This is a genomic window from Salinimicrobium xinjiangense DSM 19287 (genome assembly GCF_000423585.1).
Classification (GTDB): domain Bacteria; phylum Bacteroidota; class Bacteroidia; order Flavobacteriales; family Flavobacteriaceae; genus Salinimicrobium; species Salinimicrobium xinjiangense.
The window spans coordinates 16278-28358 of record NZ_KE384056.1 but is presented as its reverse complement, the minus strand read 5'-3'; the positions used below and the strand labels follow the sequence as shown (position 1 = coordinate 28358).

Below are 12081 nucleotides of genomic sequence, written 5' to 3'. Positions count from 1 at the left end.
TGAGCAGGATTTTTTCGTTTTAAAACGTTTGGCCCGCAGGGACAGTTAAGCTTAGCTGCATTTACCAGCATTTTGTCCCATAATCACCTTCAGCACATAATGAAACAAAAAAATCCCGGCAATCGTATGACGCCGGGATCCTTTAATAAACTAATTTAATTCTTAGGTCAAAGAGATATTAAAATCAGTAGAGACTTCAGGTTGATCCTGTTTGGACCACTCCTCCATTCCGCCGGGATAGACCTTTACATTCTCCACTCCGTGTCGTGCCAATACAGATTGGGCAATCGCAGCTCTGGCTCCACTTTGACAGTGGATCACAACTTCTTTGTTACGGTCAATCTTATTAAGGTTGTCTCCGATCGTTCCCACAAATACATTCTCCACTCCTTCTATATGTGCTTCTTTATATTCAGATACACCGCGAACGTCTACTACCTGAACGTTGTCCTTTTTCAAGGCTGATTTGAACTCATCCAGGGAAATGTTCTCTGTCTTTTCCAAAGGAAGTCCCATAGCGGTCACATCCGAAATATACCCCAGAACATTATCCAGGCCAATCCGCATCAGTTTTCTTGTAAGGTTTTCCATTTGATTATCGTCGGCTACAATAATAAACTGCTCATCATAATTCAGGAACCAGCCTGCCCAGGTTGAAAAGGAGTTATTCCCCTGAATATTTATACTATTTGGAATATGTCCCTGAGCAAATGCTTTATTATCTCTTGCATCGATAATGGTGATACCTTTTTCATAGGCACTTTTAAATTCTTCGGAAGAAAGTTTTGGATGTTTAGGAACTTCGGTGAGCAATGGACGTTCTACCTTGTTCAGCTTTTTCATCATTGCAAAATACTTTGGAGGCTCCGGTTGGCCTTCCAGCAGGTATTCTATAAATCCCTGTTTATTGTCCTCATACTGAAAAGCCCAGTTACGTATCTTCTCATAGCCAACTGTAGTACTTGGTACTGCACCCAAAGCTTTACCACAGGCAGATCCTGCTCCGTGGCCCGGCCACACCTGAAGATGGGAAGGAAGCTCACTGAACCTTTTAATAGACTTGTACATATCTTCGGCTCCCTTATCCTGTGTACCTTTTAGTCCGGCAGCTTTTTCCAGCAGATCAGGGCGTCCAATGTCGCCAACAAAGACGAAGTCCCCTGTAAATATCATTACAGGCTCTTTAGTTGCAGGATTATCCGTTAGTAGAAAACTGATACTTTCGGGGGTATGTCCGGGGGTATGAATTACTTCAAGGGTCAAATTTCCCACCTTTATGGAATCCCCATCCTTTAATCCAATATGATCAAATTCGTAGCTCCAGTCTGGTCCGCCTTCATCTGAAAGATAAATTTTTGCTCCGGTCACTTCCGCAAGTTCCCTCGTTCCTGCCAAAAAATCGGCATGAATATGAGTCTCGGTGACATGAGTGATGTTGAGTTTGTTCTGTTTTGCTATTTCAAGATACGTGTCAATATCCCGTTTCGCATCGATGACAATTGCCTCACCGGTTCTCTGACATCCTATTACATAACTTGCCTGTGCAAGCGATTTGTCATATACGTGTTGAAAAAACATATTTTTATAGTTTAGTTTAGATTATTATCTTTTTTAATTTCCGGAGCAAAAATACTTCCCGGAATTCTGTTTTACAGTAACATTGGTTACAATATTAACTTCATGATATCGTGTTTTCTCCAGGCAAGGCTAACATTTAACAGTAGGTCTCGCGAACATAGAGCGTAGTCTAATGGAGCTTCCTTCACCGCATTTCATTCTTATATAGATAACTGCGGAAGAAAACAGGGTAAGCGCCCCAACCAGTCCAACAGCAGCTTCAATACTTATAAGGTCTGAGATCACCCCCGTAAGAATCGCTCCAACGGCATAACCAAGATCCCGCCACAGCCTGAAGATCCCAATACTTTGAGCCCGGTCTTTAGGGTGCGTGTTTTCAGCAATGGTAGCCAGAAAAGTTGGATATACCATAGCAGTGCCCCATCCAAGCAACGCCATGAGGCTAACAAATTGCCACATACTTCCTGCCCACACCAGGGCGATCAAGACTAAGGCCTGCAGCAACATTCCAACAAACAGCATATCTTTTTTGCAGAATTTATCTGCCATCCTTCCGGTGACCAACTGTCCTATACCCCACACAGCGGGATAAACTGCTACTACAATTCCTATTTGTTCCAGATTAAAACCCCGAACGGCAAGAAGAATGGGGAATAATCCCCAGGCCATGCCGTCATTCAGGTTATTGATAAGCCCGGCCTGGGTTACAGATCCCAGGTTCTTATCTTTCCAGGTGGTCTCCCAGAACAAATTCTTTAGTAAAGCAATTTCGCTGGTGTCCCCCTCTTTTGAAGCATGTCTCCTTGTATCTTTAATGAAAAAAATACTGGCTAGCAATCCCATCACCATTAGGCCTATCCCCAGGTAAAATGGATAGGGCCTAAGCCCGTATTCTCCTGCTATCCACCCTGTTAAATAAGCAACAAGCCCAACAGCCAGATAGCCCGCAAATTCATTGAGTCCCATTGCAAAACCCCGCTGTCTCTCGCCCACCAGATCAATTTTCATCACCACGGTACTGGACCATGCAAGTCCCTGGTTGATCCCCAGGAGGACATTGGCCGCCACTATCCAGTTCCAGTTTTCAGCATACATTAATATGAATGGGATAGGGATTGCAAAGATCCACCCCAGAACCAGCAGGTTCTTTCTTCCAATTCTATTGGCAAGGGTGCCGGCATAATAATTAGAAATGGCCTTGACAATTCCGAATACTACAATGAAAGACAATATTGCACTGGTTGCCGCTATTCCGAATTCTTTTTCGGCTATTTCAGGCAGGATACTGCGCTCCAAACCTACCATACCTCCTACAAAGGCGTTTACAAGAACCAGCAGGCTAAACTGTTTCCAGTTCTCTTTTAAGCCAAGTTCAATTGCATTTTTCTTCATACCAACGTATTTTCAATACCCCTTCTGACGGGGTTACTTCCACCTTTTTTCCCGGGTAGCTCAAACCATTTCTTTTTATTTTTAATGAGGTAATTTACCCCGGAAAACACCATATAGGAAGGTCCCAATCAAAGCTCCAAAAAGCACTACCAGGATAGATATGTATCCGGCTCCTATTAAGGTATAAATGGGCCCGGGGCAGGATCCTGCCAGTGCCCAACCTAAGCCGAAAAGGATTCCTCCATACATGTACCGGCTAAAGCTTTTGTCTTTAGGAGTAAATTTGATAGGTTCTCCATCTATGGATTTTAATTTATATTTCTTGATCAGCCAGGTTCCAAGCACTCCTAATGTGAGAGCAGAACCAATTATTCCATACATATGAAATGACTCGAACCGGAACATTTCAAAGATACGAAACCACGAGGCGGCTTCACTTTTATACATTACTATTCCAAAGAGGATACCTATGGCTAAAAATTTTAAATATTTCATTTTTCTAAAAAATTAAAGGGAATAATAAATGAACCATAACAAGTCCCCCAATAAAAAATCCTGCTACTGCGATAAGTGAGGGTAACTGCAGGTTGCTGAGTCCGGAGATGGCATGTCCTGAAGTACATCCACCGGCGTATCTCGCCCCAAACCCAATTAGCAATCCGCCAATGAGTAAAATGATCAGCGATTTAGGATCTGTCAAAGCATCTGTAGCAAAAAGTTCAGCCGGCAAATAAGCTTCCCCTGCACTTTCAAATCCCATATTTTCAAGAGTTGTAACTGTTTCAGAATTTATGATCACGGCAGTATCTGTACTCAAAAGGTTGGCTCCAATGAATCCACCTATTATGGCACCGGCCACAACCACAAGGTTCCAACGCTGTGATTTCCAGTCAAATGCAAAGAAGTCGGCTTTCTTTCCGGCTCCTCCTATAGTACACATTGTACGCAGGTTTGATGACATTCCAAAATTCTTACCTCCAAACAATAACAAAAACATTATTCCTGCTATAAGCGGCCCACTTACATACCAGGGCCAGGGTTCTAAAATCCATTCCATATACTACTTTTTTTAAGGGCGCAAAGAAAATATGACTAAGATCATAGGACAGTAACATATGTTACAGTATCAGGTTTGAGATCAACCTCAGTATGTAACAAAAGTAACTTACTATAAGACAGTCGCCCCTTAAATTTGTCCTGCAATTAAAAATGACCTTATAATCAAATAATGAAATATTTAGTACAACTTAAAGCACTGCTAAAGGATATATGGGAGGATTTCAAAAATCCGGTTTCGCATGAACACGATAGCAGTACCTGTTGCTCTTATGGCTCTATCTATATGGAAAAAAACCTGCGCCCTGAGCTTCTCAAAATAAATGAAGCCGGGAAAGGGATCAACAAATCTTAAACTTTATGAAAACAATCTTAGTATTAGGAGCCGGAACAGGAGGAATCGTAACTGCCAGGGAATTAAGCAGACATAGTGGTAATGAAGAAGATATCAACCTGGTAAAGATCCTGGTTTTCGAAAAAGAGGAAACCAGCGTGTATTCCCCTTCCCTGCCTTGGGTGATGGTTGGTAAAAGTAAAGAGGAAGAGATCACAGAGCGCGTAGATAAACTGAACGCTTCAGGATTGGAAGTCGTCAAAGGTGAAATAGAAATAATAGATCCAGAAAATGTTGCGGTAACCGTGAATGGAAAGCAGTATAAGGGAGATCACATGGTGGTTTCACTAGGTGTGGAACAGACGGATGCTTTTGATCTTCGGAAATTTGGATTCAATTTTTTCCGGTTAAAAGGAGCTGAGGCATTTTATTCTGAATTAAAGAAATTCAACGGAGGAGAAATTGCCATTTTAGTTTCTTCCCTTCCGTTTAAAAGCCCGGCCGCACCCTATGAGGCAGCTATGCTAATAGAAGATTTCGTAAGAAAAAATAATCTGAAAGATAATTCATCCGTTTCCCTTTATACTCCTGAAACCGGACCAATGGAATTCGCAGGCGCTGAAGCATCACAGGAGCTAAAGGAACTGCTGGAAAAAAAGGGGATCAAATATTTTCCAAATCACGAATTAAAAGCTGTTTCAGGGAATAAACTGGAATTTAGAAATGGAGAAAATTACTCCTATGATCTCCTGGCTTACACTCCAAGGCACCAGCTACCCGAACTGATCAAAAAGAGTGATTTAGCTGGAAAATCGGGCTGGATAGAGGTTGATAACAAGACACTGGAAACGAAATTCAAAGATGTTTATGCGATAGGTGATGTCACTCAGGTAAGCACTGAAAACGGAGCGATGCTTCCAAAGATAGGAGTATTTGCAAGGCAGCAGGCAGCGGTAGTAGCTCATAATATTGGAAGAAAAATGGCCGGAGATGAACCAGATCAAACTTTTGTACCCCAAGGTAAATACTTTATCGAAGCCGGCGAAGGAAAAGCAAGTGAGACCGGAGGCAGGTTTTCGGCTACCGGAAAGGATGTCAAAATGAAAACTCCCGCTCAATTGGGACACTTTTCCAAATGGTGGGATGAAAAATTCTGGTTCTTCAAAAATTTCTAATCAGGGATATATACTCTCCACAATTATCTTCTGACAGAAATTTTAGCATAAGATCCAAAACATTGAGTGTGAAAAAGATTAAATTCATGCATTACTTTTATTAACGGGATCAAAGGTTGATATGAAAAAGTTAGGACTAATTGGCGGCACATCCTGGCATTCTACCATTGTTTACTACAGGCTCATTAATGAGTTGGTGGGGGAAAAGATCGGCACTCAGGCTAATCCCGAAGTGATCATCTACAGCCTTAATATTGAGCTCATGCGGGAGCAAAACAAGGAAAAGATCAACAAGAAGTACCTGGAGATCGCCCGCACTCTGCAAACTGCAGGAGCCAAAGCGCTGGTCATCTGTGCCAATACCCCGCATATGGTTTATGATTTTGTGCAACCTCAAATAGATATCCCAATTCTTCATATCGCCGATGCTATTGGAAAAGAGGCCCAAAAACAAAGATTAAAGACTTTAGGTCTTCTTGGAAACCGGCCTACAATCACCGGAGATTTTATCCCCGGATACCTGAAGGCCAACTACGGAATTGAGACCATTATCCCCGATCCTCAATATATAGATCAAAATCATCATTTTGTATCAACGGAGCTTACCCGGGGAATTTTTAATGATGAGGCAAAATCATTCTTTCTTGAGCAAATGGAAATACTCAAGGCAAAAGGGGCAGAAGGAATAATTCTTGGCTGCACCGAACTGCCGATGCTTATTGAGGCTTCTGATTTCCACCTGCCAATGATCGCAACCACCCAACTTCATGCACAAATGGCTGCCGATTTTATATTATCTGAAAATTGATTGAATCAACCGGATGTATTTTCAAATCCCGGGGACGTGGAATCCGCAGGTAGTTAGTAGGCCATATTGATGTTGAAGAGCTTTTTAAACAACAACTTCAGGGGTTCCTAAAAGGCTGATTTTTTTGAAGTATTTTCTACTACTCCTGAAATATATTCTTTGCGAAGGATCTCTGATGATGCTACACTTTCAGCAGCTTTATAAAGCTATCCAAATCCGACTTTTTCTTCATTTTTTCATTACTGATGTCCTGCTTTATATGTAACAAAAGTAACTGTGGAGTCCCGGCTTCAGGCTTAAATTTGCACGTATAAAATCAATTAGCATATAAGCTTCAAAAAACCAATTTTAAATTAATACATATTATTTATGGATACAGAAAAATTGATAAAGAATAATGAGGGCACCATCGTGGATGTGCGTACCCGCGGGGAATTTATGGGAGGCAGCGTTGCCGGGGCCGTAAATATGCCTTTAAATGAAATACCATTAAGACTAGATGAATTGAAGGAAATGAAAACCCCGTTGATCTTTTGCTGTGCCACAGGAAACAGAAGCGGGCAGGCGACTCATTATGTTAGCCGCCAGGGAATAGAATGTGTAAACGGTGGATCCTGGCTTGAAGTAAATTTTCTAACCTCTCAGGAAGTATAATATGTTCGAAAAAATAAAGGAAATGCTGGGTATTTCTCCGGCACCAGATTATAATCAGCTACTCAGGGAAGGTGGAATAATTGTAGATGTAAGAAGTAAAGCTGAATTTGCCGTAGGACATATTAAAGGATCTAAAAACATTCCGTTGCCCAACCTGAATTCCAATCCTGCAATCCCTAAAGATAAGAATAAGCCCATTATTACCTGTTGTGCTTCCGGAATGAGAAGTGGCTCGGCTAAAAGCATTTTAAAGTCAAAAGGCTACACCAATGTGTACAATGGCGGAAGCTGGTTAGGGCTAAATAATAAAATTGGAACGTGATCAACAGGATCTTTAGCAACTGGACCTGGGTACGCATTGTCTACCTCCTCATAGGCGTTTGGGTGATTGTACAAAGCGCACTGGAAGGACAGTGGATAGGTGTGGTCATTGGTGCGTGGCCCGCGGTGATGGGACTTTTTGCATTTGGATGTGCGTCGGGAAATTGCGCCACAGGAAGTTGTGAGGTCAAACCTGACACAGATCATAAACCTTAAAGAAAGCCTTTAATACTTTTAAAAAAAATAATTAAACATATGGAAGCACATAAATATCACGTCGATCTTGAATGGAAAATGGACAGAAAGGGGGAAATTTCATCTCCGGTTCTTGACCAGAAAGTTGAAGTTGCGACTCCGCCGGAATTTCCAAAAGGAATGCCGGGGATCTGGTCACCCGAACATCTTTTTACCGCTGCAGTTAGCAGTTGTTTTATGACTACTTTTCTTGCAATTGCTGAGAATTCTAATTTGGAATTTGAAAGCCTTACATGTCCTGCAGAAGGTGTTTTGGATAAGAAAGATGGAAAATTTGCGATGACAGAGATCATTTTAAGACCTGTAGTGACCATACCAAACGAGGCTGACAGTGAAAAAGCAGAAAAGATCATGATCAAAGCCGAAAGAGCCTGTCTTATTTCCAACTCGATAACTTCTGAAGTTCATATGGAAACTAAGGTCCTTATTTCAAACAATCAGACTGCTTAAGCTCAAGTACCTCCAATATATCAATATATTATGTAAATCCCGGATTGTAAGGATCCGGGATTTTGTATATCTGCTCTACGAAATAAATAAAGCTATCAACCCGCCAAATCTCACTTACCGTGAAAGTTTTCTGAACCTTTTCAGCAAAATATTTCAGCAAAGGGAATCATCATGATCCCACCTGCTGACAGATATAATGCCGCTGTTGAAGATGTTTGGCAAAAGGCAGATCTTCAGGTTCTGAAAATGGTATTGGTTCCACAGCAGGATGTTCCAGAGCCCATGTCACAAATTCTTCAACAGTAGAGAAATCCTGTCTGGTTTTATCTGTTTCCAGTAAATCGAGCTGAAAGTGCTTTTCGAACAATAATAGAAGCTCTATAAAATCTACCTCGCTCTGAATTAAAGACTCAAAATCATCATTAAGATAAACTTCAAAGCCTGCCCAGGCAGAGAGACAATTCCGGTGTTTATTTGTAAAAAGTATTTTTAACATGTGATTAAAACTTTATGAGTTTTCCGCAAATGTCCGTTATAGCAACGGCTCAATCAGTAACCAAAGTTACTTTGCAATCAATTCTCATCCTATATGATCTGCGCTATGTAACAAATGTCACATAACTTTTGAGCGAAAAATGAATATATTTGACGCTTGATGAATTTAAAGGCTTACATAGCGATCTTCTTTTCGGTAATTTTCTTCGGAAAATTCCTTGTGATGGACTCCAAAATATTGGTAGCCATTTTTGATGCTGATGAAATCGCTTACGTCAATCCTTTCTGTGAAAAGCAAAAGGAAAAAATTCAGAAGGACAACTTTTTGGAGACTTTAGCTGAAGATGATACTTCTTTAAATCTAACTATAGATTCGTTTTGTAATGCCCCTTTTGAATTTGAAGTTTTCTCCTGGGAATCTACGGTAATTCCTGAAGAATCCAGGACATATGCACATCACACTCCCTCTTTACCGGAATCTGCCGAAGACAGGTTCTATCCTCCCCCTCAGGCTTAGATTCACTTTCTAAGCTACAACCTAAATCAATTTTACACAATTTTCAGAACCTTATTGGTTCTGAACCACAACTTATTTAATATGACGACGCAAATTTCAGTCAGCCGTCGCTCCATTCAGGTATTGAGAATAATGCTTAGCGGGATATTTCTTATCGCAGGTTCCAATCACCTCATGAATGTTGAGCAAACGGCTAAACGCATAGACGCTGCCAGTTTAAAAGGTTTTGCATATCTCTTTGGAGACCCCGAATTACTGGTGATCCTGTCGGGTATTGTAATGCTTTTGGCAGGTCTGGCCTTTTTGGCAGGATACCGGACCCGATGGGCGGCAGTGATCCTTCTGGCCGTACTAATTCCAATTACTATTACTATTCAGGTAGGCCAGGCGAATACCATGGGACCTCTCTTTAAAAATGTGGCCATAATGGGCGGACTCCTGTTTTTTATTTTAAATGACTTTACAAAAGAAACAATAACAGAAACAAATCCTGCTCAACCAGAGTTGAGCGTAAAAAATAAATAATTATGAAAATGTATTTTTTAAGCAGTATCGTATTTCTTCTTGCATTAGTAAGTAATCCTGTTCATGCGCAGGTAGAGGAAGAACAGCAAAACTATGTAGTCCTGACAAAGAAGATCCCTCAGCTTCAACCCATATTTTTAACTGCGGAAGCTTTAGCAAAGGAAGACGGTAATAACTTCGGAAAATTTGAGGTCATCATTTGTGGACAAACGGTGAAGGAACTTACCGATAAAGAAATGATGCAGGGATATATCAATATAGCCAAAGAACAGAATGTTGAACTGGTTGCCTGCGGATTCTCACTGAATAAATTCGGAGTGGACCGAAAGGATATTTCTCCCGAACTCAGGGTCGTGGAGAACGGGATTCTCTACAACCTGCAGCTACAAAAGAAAGGATATACCAGCATTTCACTCTAAAACAAAATTTATGAAAAGATCAATAGGAATTTTTATGATGCTCATGATGTTGGGAATTACCGCTAATGCACAATCCGGGATACAGGAAGAAATGAACAATTACGTGGTTTCAACAACAAAGATCCCGCAACTCCTGCCAATCATACTAACGGCTGAAGCTCTAAAAGAAGAAGATGGTTCAAGGTTCGGTGACTTCCAGATCGTTATGTATGGATCCAATGTAAAAGGGCTTACGAATAAGGAAGAGATGGAGACCTACACCGGCAAAGCCAGGGCTGCAGGAGTAAAGATCGCTGTTTGTAAGCTCTCTTTGGAGAGACTGGAGATAGATGCGGCCGAACTGCACGAATATTTTGAGGTGGTGGATCATGCTTTTACGCACCTCATTCAGCTACAGAAAAATAAAAATTATTACAGTTTACAACTATAAAAAAATAGCTATGAATTTTAATTTGAAGAAATCTCTTTGGATCCCGGCACTATTGGGGATTGCAGTTTTAACTTCCTGCAATCAGGCAACCGGAGGGAATTCGATTAATAAAGAAATCAAAAAAGACACCTTAAGTATTACCGTGCTGCAAACGGCAGATATTCACGGGCAATTGGATCCACACCCTGAGCTGTTCTGGGAAAATGAAGAGATCGTTTTTAAAGAAAGAGGCGGACTCGCCAATATTAAAACCTTTTTTAAGGAAGAACGTAAAAAGAATCCCGGCCGCACTATAATTGTAGATGGCGGAGACCTCATCCAGGGTAGCGGTTATGCTGCTCTTTCTGAAGGCAAAATTTTCCCGGAGATCATAAGCCAGATGGGTTATGATCTTATCATACCCGGAAACTGGGAGGTGGTTTATGGAAAAGCCAGGATGATGGATATCATGACAAACTATAACACACCCGTGATCGCTCAGAACATGTTTCACGAAGAGAACGGGAAGGAACTTTTTCCTCCCTATTGGGTAAAAGAAATAGAGGGGGTGAAAATTGGCTTCATCGGTATTAATGATCCCGATGTACCTGTGCGTCAAAATCCAATTTTTAGCGAAGGAATAACATTCAGCGGAATTGAGGATGAGGTAAAAGAACTTATTAGTGAGGTCAAAAAGAAGGAAGCAATAGATGTCCTCTTTTTGGTTACCCATTTCGGCGTATTTAAACAGGTGGATCTTGCAAACCGGGAGCTGGCGAAAGATGTCGATTATATTTTGGGGAATGACACACACGAGAGAGTAAGGGAGCTCATTTCGGGTAAATATGCGAAAGTAACTGAGCCCGGTGCCTTCGGTTCTTTCGTAGGAAAGCTCACCTTGCATTTTGTAGATGGAAAACTGGTGGGAGATGACTACGAACTAATGGATGTGGATCCAGAAGTTTATCCCGCAGATCCTGAACTTCAGCAGTTGGTTGATAAAGCCAAAGAACCTTATGAGGAACATCTGGAAACGGTTGTAGGACATACAGCCACTCCCCTTTACAGGTATTTAACCGTTGAAAATCCAATGGACAACATGATAACCGATGCCGCCAGGTGGAAAACCGGAGCCGACATTTCCATTTCCAATGGATTCCGGTTTGGAAATCCCATAGTTCCGGAGAATGGCCAACCTGCACCTATTACCCGTGCAAATTTATGGAACCTGCTTCCAGTAAATGAAAAAGTGAAAACCGGAAAAGTCACCGGACAGCAGATAAAAGACTGGCTGGAGCGGGAAATGCATAATGCTTTTGCTCAGGATCCTACCGAAAGGTTTGGCGGATGGCTGGTAAGATTTTCAGGAATGGAAGTTGATTTCAATAGTCAGGGCAACAAAGGAGAACGGGTAAAATCTATTACTATAAAAGGTGAGCCAATGCAAATGGATGAATACTACACTATTTCTGCCTGTGTACGTCCCGGTGATCCTATAGATAACCTGTGCCGGATTCCAGATGTGGAAGACGTGGAAGTAAAGGATTACACCATTCACGAGGTGGTGGAAGAGTATCTTCAAAAGAATTCACCGGTATCCCCAAAATTGGAAGGTCGCGCCTACTGTGAATATTTAGGACCTTATTCTTTTTCCACAGTACCTGAAACAAATTATAAGTTTCAGTGATCATCT

Annotated in this window: 17 protein-coding genes; 12 read left to right on the top strand and 5 right to left on the bottom strand. The window is 41.4% G+C overall.

Annotation, left to right across the window (positions count from 1 at the left end; genetic code table 11):
• Positions 1-162 precede the first annotated feature (162 nt).
• The 4 genes from G564_RS0115605 to G564_RS0115590 all read right to left on the bottom strand — a co-directional run bounded on the left by G564_RS0115605 (position 163) and on the right by G564_RS0115590 (position 4027).
• A complete protein-coding gene (locus G564_RS0115605) occupies positions 163-1578 on the bottom strand; it encodes an MBL fold metallo-hydrolase (protein ID WP_029038477.1) in 1416 nt (471 codons plus the stop codon).
• A 129-nt stretch (positions 1579-1707) separates the two neighbouring features.
• Complete coding sequence (locus tag G564_RS19480) at positions 1708-2970, bottom strand: MFS transporter (protein WP_037374157.1); 1263 nt, start codon at positions 2968-2970, stop codon at positions 1708-1710.
• 81 nt (positions 2971-3051) lie between these two features.
• Entirely contained in the window at positions 3052-3465 is a 414-nt protein-coding gene (locus tag G564_RS0115595) for a DUF6691 family protein (protein WP_029038476.1), read from the bottom strand.
• 4 nt (positions 3466-3469) lie between these two features.
• Positions 3470-4027: a YeeE/YedE family protein gene (locus G564_RS0115590; protein ID WP_029038475.1), complete on the bottom strand. Its 558-nt coding sequence runs from the start codon at positions 4025-4027 to the stop codon at positions 3470-3472.
• Between the two features lie 171 nt (positions 4028-4198).
• On the opposite strand from G564_RS0115590, the gene G564_RS0115585 reads away from it, so the two are divergent.
• From G564_RS0115585 to G564_RS0115560, 7 genes are all read left to right on the top strand, one after another.
• Positions 4199-4381, top strand: a complete 183-nt coding sequence (locus tag G564_RS0115585) for a hypothetical protein (protein ID WP_029038474.1) — start codon at positions 4199-4201, stop codon at positions 4379-4381.
• Between the two features lie 5 nt (positions 4382-4386).
• Positions 4387-5535: an NAD(P)/FAD-dependent oxidoreductase gene (locus tag G564_RS19475; RefSeq protein WP_051205544.1), complete on the top strand. Its 1149-nt coding sequence runs from the start codon at positions 4387-4389 to the stop codon at positions 5533-5535.
• Between the two features lie 121 nt (positions 5536-5656).
• Positions 5657-6343 carry an aspartate/glutamate racemase family protein gene (locus G564_RS0115575; RefSeq protein WP_029038473.1) on the top strand — a complete coding sequence of 229 codons (687 nt, stop codon included), beginning with the start codon at positions 5657-5659 and terminating at the stop codon, positions 6341-6343.
• A 369-nt stretch (positions 6344-6712) separates the two neighbouring features.
• On the top strand, positions 6713-6997 hold the full coding sequence (locus tag G564_RS0115570; RefSeq protein WP_029038472.1) for a rhodanese-like domain-containing protein: 285 nt from the start codon (positions 6713-6715) through the stop codon (positions 6995-6997).
• A gap of 1 nt (position 6998) precedes the next feature.
• Positions 6999-7319 (top strand): rhodanese-like domain-containing protein, encoded by a 321-nt coding sequence (locus G564_RS0115565; RefSeq protein ID WP_029038471.1) that lies wholly within the window; start codon positions 6999-7001, stop codon positions 7317-7319.
• Positions 7316-7534 carry a hypothetical protein gene (locus G564_RS20205; RefSeq protein WP_084625664.1) on the top strand — a complete coding sequence of 73 codons (219 nt, stop codon included), beginning with the start codon at positions 7316-7318 and terminating at the stop codon, positions 7532-7534. The genes G564_RS0115565 and G564_RS20205 overlap by 4 nt, the downstream gene beginning before the upstream one ends.
• A gap of 39 nt (positions 7535-7573) precedes the next feature.
• Positions 7574-8023, top strand: a complete 450-nt coding sequence (locus G564_RS0115560) for an OsmC family protein (RefSeq protein WP_029038470.1) — start codon at positions 7574-7576, stop codon at positions 8021-8023.
• A 169-nt stretch (positions 8024-8192) separates the two neighbouring features.
• Here G564_RS0115560 and G564_RS0115550 read toward each other — a convergent pair whose 3' ends face one another.
• Entirely contained in the window at positions 8193-8519 is a 327-nt protein-coding gene (locus tag G564_RS0115550) for a hypothetical protein (RefSeq protein WP_029038469.1), read from the bottom strand.
• A 159-nt stretch (positions 8520-8678) separates the two neighbouring features.
• Between G564_RS0115550 and G564_RS0115545 the strand changes: the two genes are divergently transcribed.
• From G564_RS0115545 to G564_RS0115525, 5 genes are all read left to right on the top strand, one after another.
• Positions 8679-9035, top strand: coding sequence for a hypothetical protein (locus G564_RS0115545; protein WP_029038468.1), 357 nt, complete (start codon positions 8679-8681; stop codon positions 9033-9035).
• A gap of 81 nt (positions 9036-9116) precedes the next feature.
• Positions 9117-9560, top strand: a complete 444-nt coding sequence (locus tag G564_RS19470) for a DoxX family protein (protein ID WP_051205542.1) — start codon at positions 9117-9119, stop codon at positions 9558-9560.
• 2 nt (positions 9561-9562) lie between these two features.
• Entirely contained in the window at positions 9563-9979 is a 417-nt protein-coding gene (locus tag G564_RS0115535) for a DsrE family protein (RefSeq protein ID WP_029038467.1), read from the top strand.
• A gap of 10 nt (positions 9980-9989) precedes the next feature.
• Positions 9990-10409: a hypothetical protein gene (locus G564_RS0115530; protein WP_037374155.1), complete on the top strand. Its 420-nt coding sequence runs from the start codon at positions 9990-9992 to the stop codon at positions 10407-10409.
• A 10-nt stretch (positions 10410-10419) separates the two neighbouring features.
• The gene (locus G564_RS0115525; RefSeq protein ID WP_029038465.1) at positions 10420-12075 is read left to right on the top strand and encodes a bifunctional metallophosphatase/5'-nucleotidase; all 1656 of its coding nucleotides are present in this window, start codon (positions 10420-10422) and stop codon (positions 12073-12075) included.
• The last annotated feature ends 6 nt before the right edge of the window (positions 12076-12081 follow it).

Excerpts from the sequence above, each read along its gene's own strand:
- G564_RS0115605 (WP_029038477.1), bottom strand. The coding sequence starts at position 1,578 with ATGTTTTTTCAACACGTATATGACAAATCGCTTGCACAGGCAAGTTAT.
- G564_RS19480 (WP_037374157.1), bottom strand. The coding sequence starts at position 2,970 with ATGAAGAAAAATGCAATTGAACTTGGCTTAAAAGAGAACTGGAAACAG.
- G564_RS0115595 (WP_029038476.1), bottom strand. The coding sequence starts at position 3,465 with ATGAAATATTTAAAATTTTTAGCCATAGGTATCCTCTTTGGAATAGTA.
- G564_RS0115590 (WP_029038475.1), bottom strand. The coding sequence starts at position 4,027 with ATGGAATGGATTTTAGAACCCTGGCCCTGGTATGTAAGTGGGCCGCTT.
- G564_RS0115585 (WP_029038474.1), top strand. The coding sequence starts at position 4,199 with ATGAAATATTTAGTACAACTTAAAGCACTGCTAAAGGATATATGGGAG.
- G564_RS19475 (WP_051205544.1), top strand. The coding sequence starts at position 4,387 with ATGAAAACAATCTTAGTATTAGGAGCCGGAACAGGAGGAATCGTAACT.
- G564_RS0115575 (WP_029038473.1), top strand. The coding sequence starts at position 5,657 with ATGAAAAAGTTAGGACTAATTGGCGGCACATCCTGGCATTCTACCATT.
- G564_RS0115570 (WP_029038472.1), top strand. The coding sequence starts at position 6,713 with ATGGATACAGAAAAATTGATAAAGAATAATGAGGGCACCATCGTGGAT.
- G564_RS0115565 (WP_029038471.1), top strand. The coding sequence starts at position 6,999 with ATGTTCGAAAAAATAAAGGAAATGCTGGGTATTTCTCCGGCACCAGAT.
- G564_RS0115560 (WP_029038470.1), top strand. The coding sequence starts at position 7,574 with ATGGAAGCACATAAATATCACGTCGATCTTGAATGGAAAATGGACAGA.
- G564_RS0115550 (WP_029038469.1), bottom strand. The coding sequence starts at position 8,519 with ATGTTAAAAATACTTTTTACAAATAAACACCGGAATTGTCTCTCTGCC.
- G564_RS0115545 (WP_029038468.1), top strand. The coding sequence starts at position 8,679 with ATGAATTTAAAGGCTTACATAGCGATCTTCTTTTCGGTAATTTTCTTC.
- G564_RS19470 (WP_051205542.1), top strand. The coding sequence starts at position 9,117 with ATGACGACGCAAATTTCAGTCAGCCGTCGCTCCATTCAGGTATTGAGA.
- G564_RS0115535 (WP_029038467.1), top strand. The coding sequence starts at position 9,563 with ATGAAAATGTATTTTTTAAGCAGTATCGTATTTCTTCTTGCATTAGTA.
- G564_RS0115530 (WP_037374155.1), top strand. The coding sequence starts at position 9,990 with ATGAAAAGATCAATAGGAATTTTTATGATGCTCATGATGTTGGGAATT.
- G564_RS0115525 (WP_029038465.1), top strand. The coding sequence starts at position 10,420 with ATGAATTTTAATTTGAAGAAATCTCTTTGGATCCCGGCACTATTGGGG.